Source organism: Marinobacter nauticus (genome assembly GCF_003634635.1).
Taxonomy (GTDB): Bacteria; Pseudomonadota; Gammaproteobacteria; order Pseudomonadales; family Oleiphilaceae; genus Marinobacter; species Marinobacter nauticus.
Window position 1 is genome coordinate 250,758 of the sequence record NZ_RBJB01000002.1, and the last position, 16,136, is coordinate 266,893.

Annotated in this window: 16 protein-coding genes; 11 read left to right on the top strand and 5 right to left on the bottom strand. The window is 58.0% G+C overall.

Annotation, left to right across the window (positions count from 1 at the left end; all coding sequences use genetic code 11):
- Positions 1-7 precede the first annotated feature (7 nt).
- The 3 genes from C7436_RS01225 to C7436_RS01235 all read right to left on the bottom strand — a co-directional run bounded on the left by C7436_RS01225 (position 8) and on the right by C7436_RS01235 (position 3,060).
- Entirely contained in the window at positions 8-1,612 is a 1,605-nt protein-coding gene (locus C7436_RS01225) for an FAD-binding oxidoreductase (protein ID WP_121206403.1), read from the bottom strand.
- 123 nt (positions 1,613-1,735) lie between these two features.
- Positions 1,736-2,395, bottom strand: coding sequence for a transglutaminase-like cysteine peptidase (locus C7436_RS01230; protein WP_121206404.1), 660 nt, complete (start codon positions 2,393-2,395; stop codon positions 1,736-1,738).
- Positions 2,396-2,403: 8 nt separating this feature from the next.
- Positions 2,404-3,060 carry a type II secretion system protein N gene (locus tag C7436_RS01235; RefSeq protein WP_014421650.1) on the bottom strand — a complete coding sequence of 219 codons (657 nt, stop codon included), beginning with the start codon at positions 3,058-3,060 and terminating at the stop codon, positions 2,404-2,406.
- A 206-nt stretch (positions 3,061-3,266) separates the two neighbouring features.
- Between C7436_RS01235 and gspE the strand changes: the two genes are divergently transcribed.
- The 11 genes from gspE to gorA all read left to right on the top strand — a co-directional run bounded on the left by gspE (position 3,267) and on the right by gorA (position 13,126).
- Entirely contained in the window at positions 3,267-4,775 is a 1,509-nt protein-coding gene (gene gspE / locus C7436_RS01240; protein ID WP_022992398.1) for a type II secretion system ATPase GspE, read from the top strand.
- A 3-nt stretch (positions 4,776-4,778) separates the two neighbouring features.
- Entirely contained in the window at positions 4,779-5,990 is a 1,212-nt protein-coding gene (gene gspF / locus C7436_RS01245; RefSeq protein ID WP_011784842.1) for a type II secretion system inner membrane protein GspF, read from the top strand.
- 88 nt (positions 5,991-6,078) lie between these two features.
- On the top strand, positions 6,079-6,525 hold the full coding sequence (gspG, locus tag C7436_RS01250; protein WP_031210904.1) for a type II secretion system major pseudopilin GspG: 447 nt from the start codon (positions 6,079-6,081) through the stop codon (positions 6,523-6,525).
- A gap of 6 nt (positions 6,526-6,531) precedes the next feature.
- Complete coding sequence (gspH, locus tag C7436_RS01255; protein ID WP_014421646.1) at positions 6,532-7,059, top strand: type II secretion system minor pseudopilin GspH; 528 nt, start codon at positions 6,532-6,534, stop codon at positions 7,057-7,059.
- Positions 7,056-7,433 (top strand): type II secretion system minor pseudopilin GspI, encoded by a 378-nt coding sequence (gene gspI / locus C7436_RS01260; protein WP_011784845.1) that lies wholly within the window; start codon positions 7,056-7,058, stop codon positions 7,431-7,433. Before gspH ends, gspI begins: the two co-directional genes overlap by 4 nt.
- Positions 7,433-8,197, top strand: coding sequence for a type II secretion system minor pseudopilin GspJ (gspJ, locus tag C7436_RS01265; RefSeq protein WP_121206405.1), 765 nt, complete (start codon positions 7,433-7,435; stop codon positions 8,195-8,197). Before gspI ends, gspJ begins: the two co-directional genes overlap by 1 nt.
- Positions 8,190-9,188, top strand: a complete 999-nt coding sequence (gspK, locus tag C7436_RS01270; RefSeq protein ID WP_014421644.1) for a type II secretion system minor pseudopilin GspK — start codon at positions 8,190-8,192, stop codon at positions 9,186-9,188. Before gspJ ends, gspK begins: the two co-directional genes overlap by 8 nt.
- Positions 9,189-9,190: 2 nt before the next feature.
- The gene (gene gspL, locus C7436_RS01275) at positions 9,191-10,498 is read left to right on the top strand and encodes a type II secretion system protein GspL (RefSeq protein WP_014421643.1); all 1,308 of its coding nucleotides are present in this window, start codon (positions 9,191-9,193) and stop codon (positions 10,496-10,498) included.
- Positions 10,499-10,502: 4 nt separating this feature from the next.
- Positions 10,503-11,036: a type II secretion system protein GspM gene (gspM, locus tag C7436_RS01280; protein ID WP_011784849.1), complete on the top strand. Its 534-nt coding sequence runs from the start codon at positions 10,503-10,505 to the stop codon at positions 11,034-11,036.
- 39 nt (positions 11,037-11,075) lie between these two features.
- Positions 11,076-11,747, top strand: a complete 672-nt coding sequence (locus tag C7436_RS01285) for a GNAT family N-acetyltransferase (protein ID WP_121206406.1) — start codon at positions 11,076-11,078, stop codon at positions 11,745-11,747.
- Between the two features lie 17 nt (positions 11,748-11,764).
- The gene (gorA, locus tag C7436_RS01290) at positions 11,765-13,126 is read left to right on the top strand and encodes a glutathione-disulfide reductase (RefSeq protein WP_121206407.1); all 1,362 of its coding nucleotides are present in this window, start codon (positions 11,765-11,767) and stop codon (positions 13,124-13,126) included.
- A gap of 50 nt (positions 13,127-13,176) precedes the next feature.
- Here gorA and C7436_RS01295 read toward each other — a convergent pair whose 3' ends face one another.
- Together C7436_RS01295 and C7436_RS01300 are read right to left on the bottom strand one after the other, a co-directional pair.
- Complete coding sequence (locus C7436_RS01295; protein ID WP_121206408.1) at positions 13,177-15,111, bottom strand: ATP-binding protein; 1,935 nt, start codon at positions 15,109-15,111, stop codon at positions 13,177-13,179.
- Entirely contained in the window at positions 15,108-16,007 is a 900-nt protein-coding gene (locus C7436_RS01300; RefSeq protein ID WP_228198025.1) for an ABC transporter substrate-binding protein, read from the bottom strand. The genes C7436_RS01295 and C7436_RS01300 overlap by 4 nt, the downstream gene beginning before the upstream one ends.
- Positions 16,008-16,136: the final 129 nt, after the last annotated feature.

Consider the following 16,136-nt stretch of genomic DNA (forward strand, 5'->3'; position numbering starts at 1 on the left):
GATCACTTCAATTCAGCAGAGTTTTGGGGTTCAGGCGCTGGTCCGGATCAAAGCTCTGGGTCAGCGAACGAATTGCACGCATACCCAGCTCTCCCTTTTCGACAGGGAGGAAGGGGGCATGGTCCTTGCCTACGCCATGCTGATGGCTGATGGTGCCCCGGTTCCGCACGATCAGGTCTGAGGTGGTGTTCTTCAGATGTTGCCAGCGGCTCAGGGTCTCGTCATAGCTATCCGCAACCCGGAAAACATAGGTTGTATAGATGGAACAACCCTGGCCGTAAAAGTGGGACAGGTGGGTAAATACGTGGGTTCGCTCGTTCCTGTCTGCCAGACTTTCCCTGAGATTGGTTTCAATCCGGTTCATCAGGGTATCAACGTTGTCCCAGTCGGTGGCGGTTTCCAGGGTGTCCACGGCGTAGCCCATTTGCCACAGGGCTTCGCGCAGGTAGGGCATGGTGAAGCGTTTCTCCGCCCACTTGGCGCCAAGTTTTGTGCCGGTATAGACCCCTTTGTAGTCACTGCAGAGTTTGCGGGCCTCCGCAAGTGCTCCCCGGCACTGGGCTTTGCTGCCGGTTACGCCAAAGGTCATCATGCATTTGCCGTCTTCCGCACCGCGGAAAGCCAGAAAACGTTCCAGTAGCCCGATCAGTTTCGGATGCCCGGCCAGTGCCAGCTGGGTTTCGGTTTCAATGGCGTTGCTCAGTCGTAGCATGGAAAGCTGAACCCGGTTCTGAACCAGCTTGCGAGCGGCGGTTCGGGCCTTGTCCCAGTCCGGGAAGAACACCACATGAAAGCTTTCCTGTTCAGGCAGACGGCTGATCCGGGCTTTGACCTCGGTAATCAGGCCCAGCCGGCCCTCGGAACCGAGGATCATTTCCCTGACATCCGGGCCGGCGCTGGAGGCCGGAATGGTGGGGATTGTCAGGGTGCCTTGCAGGGTTTCAATCCGGCCGCCGGCAAACAGCTGTTCTATGCGGCCGTACCGCAGTGACTGCTGGCCACTGGAGCGGGATGCCACCCAGCCGCCAATCGTGGAGAGCTCGAACGACTGAGGGAAGTGTCCCAGGGTATAGCCATGGGCTCTTAACTGGGATTCCACCAGCGGGCCGGGGGTGCCTGCTCCGAAGGTGGCGATCTGGCTCTCCCGATCCAGATCCATCAGGCGGTTAAGATTCGCAAGGCTGACGGTCAGAACCGGTTTGCCCTGGTCTACCGGGTTGATGTGCCCAGCTACGCTGGTGCCACCCCCGTAGGGGATCAGTTGGATATCCTTGTCGTTGGCGTAATGGAGCAGGGCGCGTACATCGGTACTGGTGTTCGGGAAGGCCACGCCGTCCGGGAACTCGCCAATATCACCGCTGCGCATGGCCAGCCAGTCTGGCAGGCTTTGGCCCCGGGCGTGTCGGACCCGGGTTTCCGGGCTTCGGTCGATCAGGTCATCAACCTGTGGGTCTGAGGGCAACCGGGATTCCGGAACCTGCTCACAGGCTGCATGCAGGGTGATATCCGCCAGCGGGGAGCCGCCTCCCACACGATCTGTGAGAAAGGCCTGACCTTGCTCCGGTAATTCCAGTGAGAACTGTTCGTCACCCCATCCATTCCAGCGTCGCATTCTGTGCTGCTCCATCGTTTATCGAATTGCGGGCATTCTAACGGCTGGCCGGCCGTTACCAGTGTCAGAGAGCGACAAGCTCGCTGTCATTTACCGACAATCGGTATTCACAGCGCGCTTTTTTTAAGGGCGGAGGGCTTCGGTCAGCCTGTCGTTAAGATCCCGCCAATGCTCCAGCTTCCGGGCATCGCCAATTCTGGCATTGTCGCCGGATGTGCGGTTCAGCCACAGGCCTTCACCGTTGAAGCTGTAAACCGGTTCCAGATCGTTTCTCTGGGACGCCGGTTTGATGTCATTGATCAGGTTGTCGAGAATCAACGGGTCGGAGCCCGGCGTTTTATACCAGGCCAAGACCATATGGGCCTGGTTCAACTCCAGTGCCTTGACGTAGATAATCCGGAGTTGGTCATCCGGGACGCCCATGGCCCTCAAGGTGAGGTACTTGGCGATGGAGAAGTCTTCACAGTCACCGCCGTTGGTGGTGAGCAACTCCACCGGCGTGGCCCAGTAGTCTTCCTGGCCCCAGTGGCGGATGTCGCTGACAAACGTCACCCGGTTGAAGAAGGAATTAACCAGCCGAAGCTGGCGATCTGTCGGAGCGTTGGCAGCCAGCGCGTGCAGGCGTTGCCAGTTCTCAAGCCGCTGGTGCGCGGCTTCGCCGAACTCTTCCAGCACATAGGTCATCAGGCGGCTGCTTAATTCAAGTGCGCTGACAACAGACACGGTAAGGATGAGGGGAAGCAACAGGGACTGGCGACGTGTACGTCTGCTTGCCGCTTCCATGGCGGACCTCAGTTGTTGTTCTGAAGCCGCTGGCGTAACTGTTCCAGCCGTTGACGAATTTCCTCTCGCCGCTGTTGCTGGTCGGCCGACGAGGCGCTGGTTTGGGGGCGTGCTCTTTGCACCTGAACCTCTTGCTGTGGGGGAGCTTCGTAGGCAGGCTCGTCATTGCTCGCGAAATCGACTCCGGAGCGATCTTCGGTTTCCGGGAAGTAGAGGTTTTCCAGTTTGCCGGATCGTTCAATGATGACCCGATTGGCAAACACAGTACGAAGCCTGGCATTTCCGGGCAGTTCATCACCCACCAGAAAGGCCTCGGTTTTGCCTTTGTCATCTTCGATCAGGGCGCTGCCGGGGAAGTCGCCGTCTGCTGCCAGCACACCTCGCAGGGACAGGCGAAGATTGGTTTCCGGCAGGTTCTCTGTGTTGGTGTCTTCATTTTGCGGGGTGGCAGTCGCCGAGCCGAACACTTCCAGATCCGACAACTGAACATCAGGCACGGTTCTGGCCTGATCTGCACCTGTTGAAGCTTCCCGGGTCGGTTGCGGCAGGGTACGTTGGGTTTCATTCTGCCAGAACTGATAGCCTTGCCAGCCGGTCAGCGCCAGCATGGCCGTTGCTGCTGCTATGGCCAGAAGCAGCGGAGTCCTTCGATCAATTGCAAGCATTGTCGTTCCTGAATGCATTGGGAAATCGTAAAAAGCTCACAGGTTATCAGACTGCAATGAATTAGTGGCAGTATAGTGTATAGAGTTGTTCAGTGGTTCCCATTCCTGTGGTAGCCTTTTTGCTTACGCTGACAACGTGGAGGGCCGTCGCAACGGGTGGCCCCATAAGAACAATCAGTGACCAGACGGATTTAACGAGGACGAGCTTGACCACCCAAACCGACATTCAGCCGCAGGATGCGCCGCTGGGCAGACTTCCCTTTACCTTCGCCAAGCGTAATGGAGTCATCCTTACCCGCAACGAAGAGGGCGAGCCGGTCATTCTCGTGCGCCCGGGGGCTTCCCACACCGCACTGGCCGAGGCAAACCGCGTGAGCGGTGGCCGGGCGAAGTTCTCTACCGTCGAGCCGGACCGCTTCGACCAGGCCCTGAATGCCGCCTATCAGAACGATTCGGCGGAAGCCATGCAAATGGTGGAGGGGATCGGTGACGACATGGATCTGGCCTCTCTGGCCGATTCGGTTCCGGAAACGGAGGATCTGCTGGAGCAGGAGGACGACGCTCCCATTATCCGCCTCATTAACGCCATTCTTACCGAGGCGGTCAAAACCAACGCCTCGGACGTTCACATCGAAACCTATGAGAAACAGCTGATTGTCCGGTTCCGGATTGACGGCGTGTTGCGGGAAGTGGTCCAGCCAAAACGGGCGCTGGCACCATTATTGGTCTCGCGGATCAAGGTTATGGCAAAACTCGATATTGCAGAAAAACGGGTACCCCAGGACGGCCGCATTGCCTTGAGGGTGGCCGGCCGGGAAGTCGACATCCGGGTGTCGACCATGCCCTCGTCGAGTGGTGAACGGGTGGTACTGCGTCTGCTCGACAAACAGGCGGGCACCATTCGGCTGGAGTCCCTTGGCATGGCCGGGCAGGATCTGAAAACGCTGCGCAAGCTGATCTATCGTCCGTACGGTATTCTGCTGGTGACAGGCCCCACAGGTTCCGGTAAATCCACCACGCTTTACGCCTCTCTGCAGGAAATCAATGATCGCAGCCGCAACATACTGACGGTCGAGGATCCGATCGAGTACAACCTGCCGGGCATTGGTCAGACCCAGGTGAACCCGAAAGTGGATATGACCTTTGCTCGGGGCCTGCGAGCCATTCTGCGCCAGGATCCGGATGTGGTGATGATCGGGGAAATCCGGGATCTGGAAACTGCGGAGATTGCCGTTCAGGCAAGTCTGACCGGGCACCTGGTGCTGTCCACCCTGCACACCAATACCGCCGTGGGTGCCATTACCCGTTTGATGGACATGGGCATCGAGCCTTTCCTGATCTCCTCCAGTCTTGTCGGTATCGTTGCGCAACGGCTGGTGCGGGTGCTCTGTACCCACTGTCGCGAGCCCTATATGCCTACCGAAGAGCATTGTGAGTTCCTGCAGCAGGACCCGGCCAATCCGCCCACCATCTTCCGCGCCAAAGGCTGTGAGCATTGTAACCAGTTGGGCTATCGAGGCCGGATTGGTATCTACGAGGTGGTCGAGATCACGGAAGAAATCAGCACCCTTATTCATAAACGCGCAGGGGAGCTGGATCTGGAACGGGAGGCCCGCCTGCACAGCCCGAGTATTCATGCCGATGGCGTTCAGAAGATTCTGGATGGCGTAACCACGGTGGAAGAAGTACTGCGTGTGACCCACCGGAGCCAGTAATCCATGCCGGCCTACGAATACAAAGCTCTGGATGCCAGAGGCAAGCAGAAACAGGGCGTGCTGGAAGCCGACGCGCCCAGAGCGGTGCGCCAGCAACTCAGGGAAAAGGGGCTGACCCCGCTGGCAGTGGAAGCGGCCGTAGAAAAACAGGCCCGTAGCAACCCACTGAGCAGCCGCGGTTCTCTGAGCGCAGCCGATCTCGCCCTGGTCACTCGGCAGCTGGCCACGCTCATCCAGTCCGGGATTCCGGTCGAGCAGGCACTGAGTGCGGCCGCCCAGCAATCCACCAAGCCGCGGATTCGCAGCATGCTGATTGCTATCCGCGCCAAGGTGATGGAAGGCTACACACTGGCGGACAGCTTCGGTGAATTCCCCAAGGCCTTTCCCCGGCTCTACCGCTCCACGGTCGCGGCCGGTGAACATGCCGGGCATCTGGACCTGGTGCTGAACCGGCTGGCGGACTACACGGAAAGCCGCCAAGAAGCCCGCCAGAAGATTCAGTTGGCTGCGATTTACCCGATTATCCTGAGTGTCGTAGCTATTGCCATTGTGGTGTTCCTGCTCACCTATGTGGTGCCCGACATTATCGAGGTCTTTCTCAAGCAGGGACAGGAGCTGCCCGGGCTGACGGTGGCTATGCTCTCGGTGTCGGAATTTCTCGGCAGTTTCGGAGTCTACCTTCTAGTCTTGCTGGTGGTGGCGATCATCGGCTTCCGCTTCGCGTTGACCAAACCGGCGGTGCGTCTGAAGTTTCACAAGCGGCTACTTCACCTGCCGCTGTTTGCAGGCATGGTACGAGGCGTGAATACGGCCCGCTACGCCAGTACCCTGAGCATTCTGACCACCAGTGGTGTACCACTGGTCGAAGCGATGCGCATTGCCGGGGAGGTGCTTTCCAACGATTATCTCCGGCAGGAACTGCGGGAGGCTGCCCGGAAAGTCAGTGAAGGGGGATCGTTGCACCGTTCATTGGACCAGACCGGTTACTTCCCGCCAATGATGCTGCATATGATTGCCAGTGGCGAGGCCAGTGGCGAGCTGGACAGTATGCTTGAACGCACGGCCCGCATGCAGGAAAACACCCTGCAATCCAAGATCGCCGCTATTGTGGGGCTGTTTGAACCCATGATGCTGCTGTTCATGGGGGCGGTGGTGCTGATAATTGTTCTGGCGATCATGCTGCCGATTCTGAACATGAGCAACCTGGTGGGATAATGGCCCACCGTCGGGCCAGCAAGGAAGCCAGACAATCTTTCTGAAAGTGACGAGAAACAACGGACCCAAGATGAGTGAAACTATGAGCATGAACCAACCGAAAGCGCTGGCCCGGACCAAGGGCTTCACCCTGATCGAAATCATGGTAGTGATGGTCATTCTCGGCCTGTTGGTGGCAATTGTAGCGCCCAACATCATGGGGCGCAGTGATCAGGCCAAAGTGACGGTGGCCGAAACCCAGATCAGTAACATCGCCAACGCACTGGACCTGTATCGCCTGGACAACAGCCATTATCCCTCTACCCAGCAGGGCCTTGAAGCACTGGTCAACAAGCCCAGCGGCAGCCCTGAGCCGAAAAACTGGAACCCGGACGGCTACCTGAAAAATGTTCCCGAAGACCCCTGGGGTAACAATTACCAGTATGTCAGCCCCGGTGTGGACGGGCCGTACGATCTGTATTCCTACGGTTCTGACGGCCAGGAAGGCGGGGATGGCGACGCAGCTGATATCAGCGTCTGGGACAGCGGGAACTGATTGATTGTGGGCCGCAGGGCTGACCAAAACGGCTTTACGCTGATCGAGATTCTGGTTGTCCTGATCATCGTCGGACTGCTGGCGGCGCTGGCGGTGTTCAATATGGCCGGCAGCTCCCAGCAGCGCGAGCTGGAAAGCCAGGTTCGGGAGCTCTACCTCCTGATGCAAACGGCACAGGAACAGGCGGTTCTCAATAACCTGGAAATGGGTTTGCTGCTGGAAGAAGACGGCTATCGGTTCGTGGCGTTTCAGGATAAGACAGGCGAGTGGAAATCCTCAGGTGAGCGCATATTCCACAAGCGAACCCTCCCGGAATGGTTGACCGTTACCCAGTATATCGAAAGTGACGCTCCGCGACTGGCCTCGGCCGAGGATCGGCTCAGGCCAGACGTGGTGTTCTTCTCCAGTGGTGAAACCACACCGTTTGAAATCGAATTCACCCTGGGCCGGGACACTGACCTGATGCACGTGGTTGCTTCAGATGGCGTCTCGCCGTTGGAATGGCGCAAACCTGGTTCCGGGGATGAGTCATGAGTCGGCCTCAGCGTGGTTTCACCCTGATTGAAGTCCTCGTCGCATTGCTCGTGTTCGGTCTGATTGCAACGGCCGCCGCCGAAGTGGGCGGGAATTACATCACCAGTTTCGAGCGCATACGTGACAAGACGCTGGCAGGCTGGGTGGCGGAAAACCGGATTAACGAACTACGGCTTCAGGATGAGCTGCCGGGGATTTCGGAGAATTCGGAAGATACCGACTTCGGAAATTTCCGCTGGCGCGTCACCACCGTTGTTGAGGCTACGGCAGAGCCCACGATGCGGCGGATTGAGGTAACCGTAGCCAAATACTCCGGGGCGCAATCGGAACCGTTTGCCGTCCATACCCTGGCTGCCTTCCTGGGAGAAACCTGATGAGCATGCCCGCGCGCCAGGTCAGGTTAGCCGGGGAGTCCGGTTTTACGCTGATGGAGGTACTGATTGCCGTCACTATCACAGCCGTGATCGGGCTGGGTGTTTGGCAGGTGGTGAGCAGTGTAATGAACTCCCGGGACCGGGTGGATGAGGTTGCCCAGGCGTTCGACGGCTTGCAGAAAGCCATGTTGCTGCTGGAACGTGACATCACCCAGATCATCAACCGGCCCGCCCGGGATGTTTATGGTGATTATTCACCGTCCTTAACCTCAAGGGATGATTCGTTTGCGTTGATGCTGACCCGCCAGGGCTGGCGCAATCCGCTTGGTCTCCGGCGTAGCGGTCTGCAGCGCGTCGGCTGGGAATATACCGGAACTGAACTGCGCCGTCGGTATTGGCCTGTGGTGGATCAGGGGCAGGAAGACGAAAGCCTGGACATTCTGATGCTGGACGAGGTTCTGGAGTTTGAAATCCGGTTTCTGGATGAGAACGGTAACTGGCAGAAGCAATGGCCGGAAGATGACGCTTTGGCGCAGATGACGCCGGGTACCCGACCCGACATCTCCTTGCCTCGTGGGATTGAGATTACACTGGAACATGAACGCTTTGGTGAGTTGGTCCGCACGTTCAGCTTGCCGGATTTTGAACCGTCGCAGGCCCAGGCGGTGATCAATCAGCAACAGGAGACTCAGACCGAGTCGGAAGATGACGCGGCTGAAGACGGATCTGGCCAGGCCGCGGGCGGGGTGACCGGCAATGATTAAGTTTGCCGGGAGCAGGCAGCAGGGCGTCGCCCTGATCATGGTGCTGTTGGCGATGGCCCTGGTGGTGTTGATGGCATCGGGCATGACCCGCCAGCAAAGCCTGCGGGTGTTCAAGGCTGGCCATTACCTGGCCCAGCAACAAGGCCAGAGTATTGCTCTGGGTGCCGAGGAATTTGCCAAGCGTATTCTGGTTCGGGACTACGAAGAGGATAAGGAAAACAGTGTGATGGTCGACAGTCCGGATGAGTTCTGGGCCATGCACGCTGCCATTCTGCCTCTGGACGACAGTGGTGTTGCCGAGGTCCAGATCGATGATCTTGGAGGCAGAATCAACCTGAACGATCTGGTTACCGCGAGCGGAGAAGTGGACCCCATCACCAAAGACCGGCTCACCCGGTTATTTCGTGCTCTGGGTATCACTGGCCTCACCGTAGACCCGCTCATTGACTGGATGGACGCCGACGACCAGGCCATCAGCGCTTATGGTGCCGAAGACGGCCAGTATCTGATGGCAGACCCTCCGTATCGCACTGGCAACCAGCCCTTTGTTTCCATTACCGAGTTGCGTCTGATTGAGGGCATGACCGAGGAAATCTATGCTGCGCTGCGGCCTCATCTGGTGGCGCTGCCAGTCTCCGGCGTCGGCATTAACGTGAATACCGCGACGGCGCAGGTTCTGATGAGTCTGCACGAGGATATGAATGAGGCTCAGGCGGAATCGATTATTGCCAAGCGCGAAGAAGAACGATTCGAAAACCTTCAGGATTTCCTGGCACTGCCGGAGTTCTCGGGGATGGGGCTGAAAGCCAACGGGTTAACGCTTCAGACCCGTTTTTTTGAAGTTGTCTCACGGATTACCTACGATAATCGTGTCGTCAATATGGTCAGCACCGTGTATAGAAACCCGGAGGGCGAAGTCCGGACGGTTCACAGGGATACCGGGCAGAAGAATCGCATTACCAAGGAACCTTACACTTTCTCAGAAGGATAACCATGTCTTACCGCCTTTTTGTCCGGCCGGTGCCTCCGTATGCGGACCCGGACCAGAGCCCCGATGCCCAGCTGTTCAGCTGGGTGCTCCAGGATGCCAGTGGCGATGCTCAGGCCAGAGGCACGGCTGATACACGGGAGCATATCGAGCAAACGCTGGCACAGAATGCGCTGGAGAAAGTGCTGCTGATCGGACTGATTCCCGGTGATGAGGCGGTTTTCTGTCTGGCGGATATACCGGCGAAACAGACCCGTTTTATTCAGCAGGCCTTGCCGTATGCCGTTGAGGAGCAGATAGCCCAGGACATTGACTCGGTTCATCTCGCGCTGGGGCCGCACACGCCTGAGGGCTACCGGGTTGCTGCCATCGATCGCGAGCAGATGGCTCGCTGGCGCCAACTGTTTTCTGGCTGGTACCACGCCCGTCTGGAGGCCGTCTATCCAGACGCTTCACTGTTGCCAGCGGCGGAATCCGGATGGGTCATCTGCCTGGATGCAGAGTCGGCACTTCTGCAGAGCCAGCGGGGAGAGTGGCTGCGCATGCAGGCAGATAATCTTCCGCTGCTTGCAGTGACACTTGCTGCGCCTTCGTCTGACGAAGTGGTGGCCGAAATTCCGGTGCAGCTATATGGCACCGAGGCAGATCTGGACGCGAGCCAGGCCCTGGTGAGTGAGCTTTCGGGAACCACCGGGCTTCTTCGTATCGAAAAGAAGCCGTTGGAATTTTCGGTAACCGAGTTCCTGGCCTGGTCGTACCACCATCACCTGAGCCAGCCCATTAATCTGTGCCAGGGGGCGTTCGCGTTCAAGGCGGAGGGCAGCAGCCCCCTGAAACCCTGGAAGCCGCTTATCGCCGTGGCATCACTCTGGTTCGTGATCCAGATGGGGCTGGAGATCGGTATGGGAATCTACCAGCAGCAGCAGGCGGAGCAGCTTGAAAGCCAGGCTATGGCGGTTTACCGGAATGCCTTTCCCTCGGACCGCCGAACCCATGCCGGAAATGTACGACGTGTTATCGAAGGCCAGTTACGGGTTGCTGGCTCCCAGGGCCCTGACGTGGATTTTATCACCCTGATGAAATACACCGGCGATCAGTACGGCCGCCTGCAGAATCCCGGAGCTGTTACCTTTAACTCGATTAACTACAGCCGGAGCCGGGGCGAACTCGTGGTGGATATCCGGGCCGACAGTTATGATCGGTTAAGCCGTCTGCGTAACGGACTCGCCAGCGAAGGGCTGCAGGCCCAGATCGGTTCCGTGGTCAACGAATCCAGCGGCGCCCGAGGCCGCCTCACGGTTTCAGGAGGATAAGCCCATGTGGTCACGCATCAAGGATCAACCGGCCGTGGGCAAACTGATTGCTCGCTATGATCAGTTACCCACCCGCGACCGTCAGGCATTGACTGCTCTGGGTATAGCCCTGTTGCTGGCATTGATTTATCTGCTGATCTGGCAGCCGGTGACTCAGTTTCATGACCGGGCTGCCTCGAGTCGTGAGAATGCCGCAGAACTCCTGGCCTGGATGCGGGCCAACGAGACGACCATTCAGCGCCTGGGCTCGGCTGGTGGCGCAGCGACAACTGCGGCAGGGGCTGACAAGCCTGAAGACGGGCGGGCATTGATGGCCCTGGTGACTCGTTCAGCCGGAGAGGCGGGGCTTTCTTTGCAACGCTTCGAGCCCAGCGGTGAGGGTGCCATCCGGGTCTGGCTTGAAAACGCCGCCTACGCTGATGTGGCAGCCTGGCTTGAGCGTTTGCACAGTAATCATGGCGTGGTGATTGACCAGGCCGCACTTGATCGGGGCAATGGGCCCGGGCAGGTATCCGTGAGGCTTACGCTGGCGATCTGACCGGCAAGCGTGACCCCACACTAGCGAGGGAGCAACACGATGGCACACAACAACAATAATGCTGAAGCTGTTCTGGTTCGCCTGGACGAGACGGCACGAAACGAGGCCCAGTCGGTGCTTTTTCATGCCTATCGGGAGGAGCCGACATTCCAGTACCTGTTCGATCACCGGAAACCCGGTTACAGCCAGAGGGTGAGGGCGACCATCCGGGAATTGATCGACCTTTATCTGGAGCTGAATCAGGATGCCATCGGTGTGATGGTGGACGAAACACTGGTCGCTGTTGCGTTTGTGGGTGAGCCGGAACTCAGGCTGAATCTGGCAGACCAGCTTGGCTGGCGGGTGCGTATGGTTCTGACGGCGGGCTTTTCATCTACGCGCCGGTATCTGGAGTATCATCGCAGGATTCGCGACCTTTTGCCGCAGAGGCAGGCGCATCAGTTGCCGTTGATGGGAGTCAACCCAAAATACCAGCACAAGGGGTATGGTCGGATGTTGCTGCAGGCAGTGGAGCGCCTGTGTGAGGAAAACCCCCGGGGCAGTGGATTGGTGCTCGATACCGGGAACAGCCGTTACCTGCCGTTTTATGAATCCGAGGGGTTCCGAAGCCTGGGCAAGATCCGGCTTGGTGATTTTGAAGACCACGTGTTGTTCCGGGAAGTGCTCGCAGACGAAGATCAGTCGAGTGAGCCCCGGCAACAGCAATCTTGAAGTAAACAGGAGAAACAGTGTCTGAGAGCCATGATTTTGATCTGATCGTTATCGGGGCCGGTTCCGGCGGTGTCCGGCTCGCCCGCATGTCGGCCCAGCGCGGTGCCCGGGTGGCGGTGGTGGAATCCCGTTACCTGGGAGGAACCTGCGTTAACGTGGGTTGTGTTCCGAAAAAACTCTTTGTCTATGGAGCGCACGTCAGGGAAGAGCTCGAAGATGCACACGGATATGGCTGGTCTGTGCCAACAGACGATGTCTCGTTTGACTGGCCAACGCTGGTCGCCAACAAGAATGCCGAGATAGAGCGCTTGAATGGCATTTATGGCCGATTGCTCGAGAATGCCGGCGTCACCATCATTGAGGGTACGGCCAGTCTCCGCGACCCTCACACGGTGATCGTTGGTGATAGAGCTTTTTCGGCAGCGCACATCACAGTTGCCACGGGCAGCTGGCCAGTGGTTCCGGATGTTCCCGGCAAGGAATTTCTGCTCACCTCCAATGAGATGTTTTACCTGCCACAGTTACCTCGCCACGCCGTGGTCTGGGGCGGTGGTTACATTGCCGTCGAATTCGCCGGCATTCTCGCGGGTCTTGGTGTGGAGACCACGCTGCTGTACCGGGGCGAGCTGTTCCTGCGAGGGTTTGACGAGGATATCCGCAAGTTCACGGAACAGGAGATGCGCAAGAAAGGCGTGGATCTCCGGTTCAATGTCACGATTGAATCTGTCGAGCAGTTGAATGCTCACTACCAGGTGAATCTGAGCGATGGCAGCAGCATGGAGACCGGGCTGGTTATGGCTGCGACAGGTCGCCGCGCGCTCGTAGACGGACTCGGGCTGACCGATCTGGGAGTGGAACTCAATGCTTCGGGTCATGTTGAGGTGAACGATCATTTCCAGACGGCGGTACCGTCCATCTCCGCCCTTGGTGATGTCATCGGAACGCCGCAGCTAACGCCGGTTGCGCTGGCGCAGGCCATGGTGCTGTCCCGGCGGCTGTTTGGTGATGGCCAGGGTGATATGGACTACAGCGCCATACCCACGGCTGTCTTCTGTCAGCCTAATATCGGAACGGTCGGGTTAACCGAGAAAGAAGCGCGGGACGCGGGGCATTCGCTGCGGATTTACCGTTCCGAGTTTCGCCCCATGAAGTACACCCTGAGCGGCCGTGATGAGCGTTGTCTGATGAAGCTGATTGTGGACGATAGTTCAGACAAGGTTCTGGCCGCCCATATGGTTGGGCCTGATGCCGGTGAAATCATCCAGGGACTGGCGGTGGCTATTAAAGCCGGTGCCACCAAGGCCCAGTTTGACGCTACGATGGGCATTCACCCGACATCCGCTGAAGAGTTTGTCACCATGCGAGAGCCGGTGGCCTGACAGGGTGGAAAGCGCCGGAGTGCAATGCCTGCCAACTCCGGCGCTCGTTGTTACACGCGAATCCAGCGAGAGAGTACCTCCCGGAGCGTATCCCTGCGCACGGGCTTGGTCAGATAGTCGTTCATACCTGCTTCTTTGCAGGCTTTCTCAGTATCCTCAGACACATCTGCGGTCAGTGCGATAATGGGTACGCCGCTCTGACCATTTCCCTGTTCCCAGTCGCGGATCATGCGGGTGGCATCATAGCCATCCATCACTGGCATCTGGCAGTCCATCAGAATGACATCATAACCTTCGTGGTCATTTTTGATCCGTCTAACAGCATCGGTGCCATTGGTCACGCATTCGGTCTGGAACCCGAACTTCCGCAACAGCGCCTCCGTTACTTTCTGGTTCACCAGATTATCCTCGACCACGAGGGCCCGGGCGGTACCGGTGACCTGTTCCCGTGGCTCATCGGTTGGAGGGTTTTGATAGGCTAGTTCGAATGGCAGCTCGAACCGGAATGAGGACCCCTGGCCGATGTCGGACTCCACCTGCACATGCCCGCCCATCAATTCGACCAGGCGCTGGACCAGCGACAGCCCGAGCCCTGTGCCACCGTGAGCCCGGTTATCGCCGGTGTCGAGCTGCTCAAAGCTGTTGAAGACACTTTGCAGTCGTTCCGCAGGAATACCAGAGCCTGAATCCTTAACCGAGCATTGGACGAGTACGCAGTGGTTTTCAAGCTCAAGCCAGTTCACCCGGATACCGACGAACCCTTCGCTGGTGAACTTCAGTGAGTTGTCGATCAGCCCGGCAAGGATCTGTCTCACTCGCGGCGCATCCCCCAGTACGGCAGGATGCCGTGGCCATTCACCGAGGAATTGGAGATCCAGGCTCAGCCCCTGCTTTTCTGCGGCGTGACGGTATGAGGCGACGCAATTGGTGAACAGGCTCTGAAGATCGAAGGCCTGTTGGTCCAATACCAGATTGCCATTGTCCATTCTGGCGTAGTCCAAGATATCGGAGATCACGGTCAGCAGGTCTTCCGTGGATTGCCGGGCCGTGGTCAAATAGTCGCTCTGGCGCTTGGTCAACGGCTCTTCATGAATCAGGTCAACCATGCCGAGCACGCCGTTCAGGGGAGTCCGAAGTTCGTGGCTCATGGTGGCAAGAAACTCTGACTTGGCCTGGCTGGCGTGTTCCGCTTTCTCCCGGGCACTTTCAGAAATCGCCAGTGTCTGGTCCCGGGCAGACCGAAGTTGTTCCAGATGAACTGCGAGTTCGTTCAACTGTTGCTGTATCTCCGCAATTTCCCGGGCACTGCCCTTGCTGGAGACCGGTTGCGTGGTGTAGTCACCAACAATCAGCTTGCCAACGCGGCTGGACAGTTGTCGCATGGGCTGAAGGATATTGTTCAGGAAATGGTTTGCCAGCAGCAGGCTGAACACCAGCAAGGCAAAGCCCACGGTCAGGGAGCTCCAGAGAATATCCTGCCTTCGGGTTTCCAGAACGTCGGGGTTCACCCCGACTTGCACCAGTCCCACCCGAAGCGATCCGGAATTGAAGTTCCAGCCGCCGGTAAACCAGTCACCCGCTCCACCAGAACCGATCTCCAGTGGTTCCTGCAGAATCTCGGCCTCATAGATGTCGAAGATTCCGTCTGCTGTATGTTCCGATTCGATACCTCGGCTGACAAAACCGAGCTCTTCGCCAACGACGTCGGTCACGCGAATCCAGTCTGCTTTGCTGCGTTTCAGGGACTGCCCGAGGACCTGCTCCAGAGCCGTTGAGTTACCGGAGACCACGGCATACTCAAGTGCTGGGGCGAGGCTGTCTGCGAGCATCTGACTGCTTTGGGCCAGGTCCAGACGGGCATCTTCGAGACGGGCTGAGGTAAAGAAAACCATCAATGCCACAAAAATCACAACCGCGGGCAGGGCGCCAAGCAGGAGAAGACGCCGCGAGAGTGACATGCCGGGAGTATTGGCTGTGCTGCTCATTGGCCTGCCTCCTGGTTGTTCTCGCTAATCATGTTTTGTACCGCCTGGGCAATCCACTCCCGTTCTGGCAGCGGGATGTTCAGGGATCGCGCAACCTGCTGGTTTACTTCAACCCGGTATTCGTCAGGGTAGGTTGGCGCCGGGAAGGCGCCTGAGTCGAAATAGGTTATCAGGTGACTGGCTGCAAGCTCAGCCATTTCAGTGAATGGCGCATAACTGGAGGCGAGGGCGCCGGCCTTGACGTAGGCCTGGCTCGGGCCGATCAGGATCTTGTTCCTGCGATAGGCGGTCAGCAGAATGTGTTTGATATTGCGTGGGTTGTAAATGGCATCATCCTGCCCGGCAAGCAGAAAATCACCGAAGCTGAGGGCTCGAATGAGGCTTGGGATAAGTTGATCCTCGGTATCGGCAATAAAGACCTTGGCTTCCAGGCCGTAGGGTGCCAGTTGATCGATGAGGGGTTCGTAAAGTTCTACGCTTTCGGTTGTGGCAAGCAAGGCGACGCGGGTTGCCTGGGGCAGGATGACCTTGCCCGTCAAGGCTTGCCGTAATAAGGGTGCATCGTAATAGACGGCAGACAACTGGCCGGAAAAGCGTGTGGTATAACCCTCGATGAAATCCTTATCAACCAGTAATGCCAAAACCGGAAGATCCCTGTTGGCCTGGCGCACCCGTGAGAATGCGGCAGGCCCTATTGCGATCACAGGTTCATTCTCGAGAACAGTGAGCTGGCTTTCAGTCAGTGGCTCCAGTGTGACGTGGTCGCTAAGCTGTTTGGTCAGCAGGCGAGCAACATGGTCATCCAGAGCGGCGTTGCCAGATCCGGCGATAAAGGCTGATCTGGTCCCCGATTCCTGGCCCAGGGCGAGACCAGAATCAACGAACAACAAAGCCATCAGCCAGACCAGCAAAGAGGTGACTCTGGCAAGTCTGGATGTACGGCCCGTTGTAACGTTACCGTTTAGGTTGAGCATCGTCTGACAGCTGGTCCATTCCATTGACTGTTTAGTTTCCTGCCCTGCACA